The sequence below is a fragment of the Nonomuraea lactucae genome, from assembly GCF_003313395.1.
GTDB classification, from domain to species: domain Bacteria; phylum Actinomycetota; class Actinomycetes; order Streptosporangiales; family Streptosporangiaceae; genus Nonomuraea; species Nonomuraea lactucae.
Genome location: NZ_QNFZ01000309.1, coordinates 1 through 528 on the forward strand (window position 1 = coordinate 1; position 528 = coordinate 528).

Consider the following 528-nt stretch of genomic DNA (forward strand, 5'->3'; position numbering starts at 1 on the left):
AGCGAGTGGTACTGCTTGCCGTCGAGCTTCCAGATGATCTGGTCGGGTGACCATTCCACGGAGTAGATGTGGAAGGCGTCGGCGAACCTGGCGCCGCCGGGCAGGCTGGTGCTGCCGCCGGGGCCGTTCTCGCCGGAGTAGCCGGGCCCGTGCACGGTGCCGTACACGGTGCCGGGTTCCTTGCCGATGATCTCCATGATGTCGATCTCGCCGTTGTTCGGCCAGCCGACCTTGTCGATGTCGTTGCCCATCATCCAGAACGCGGGCCACAGGCCCTGGCCGGCCGGGACCTTGATCCGGGCTTCGAACCTGCCGTACCTCTGCTGGAACTTGGCCTTGGTGGTGATGCGGCCGGAGGTGATGTCACAGGTGCCGTACGCGCAGTTGGCCATTCCGGGCAGCTTCTCACGCCGGGCGGTGATGGCCAGGTTTCCGTCGCCGTCGGTGGAGACGTTCTGGGGGCGGTTGGTGTAGTACTGCCATTCCTCGTTGCCCCACTGCGGCTCGCCGCCGGTGTTGTGGACCCAC

The 528-nt window shown here is 66.1% G+C and carries 1 protein-coding gene; it reads right to left on the reverse strand.

Annotated features, from left to right (window positions below; genetic code table 11):
• A partial coding sequence (locus tag DQW85_RS21645; protein WP_162795185.1) for a glycoside hydrolase family 16 protein occupies window positions 1-528 on the reverse strand: 528 nt, incomplete at both ends.